Origin of the sequence: Cohnella baijiui, assembly GCF_020731285.1 — a bacterium.
Taxonomy (GTDB): domain Bacteria; phylum Bacillota; class Bacilli; order Paenibacillales; family Paenibacillaceae; genus Cohnella.
Genome location: NZ_JAJFOW010000243.1, coordinates 1 through 278, shown reverse-complemented (window position 1 = coordinate 278; position 278 = coordinate 1). Strand labels below are relative to the sequence as shown.

Below are 278 nucleotides of genomic sequence, written 5' to 3'. Positions count from 1 at the left end.
ATGCATAATCAACTCCTCCACTTGGGTACCGGGCATATAGGCCGCAAACAACTGGCCCGCTGTCGTATTCAGCATACTGCCGCGCGACCCGACCCGAATGCCGATCGTAATCTGGCGGTTGCTTTCCTCGATGTGAATAAAGTACGGACCTCTCTCGCCCCAAATGGATAGAGCAACCGTCTCATTTAACCTCTCCCGCAGACGTACAAGCGCAGGCTTGGCCTGTTCTTTGATGTCAATACGCTGAGAGGCTTTAAGACCCATTTGGATTAATGCAT

1 protein-coding gene is annotated in these 278 nt (G+C 51.8%); it reads right to left on the bottom strand.

The features are described 5' to 3' along the window. The coding region (locus LKX83_RS32485) for an IclR family transcriptional regulator domain-containing protein (protein WP_227887408.1) at positions 1-278 on the bottom strand (278 nt) is incomplete at both ends.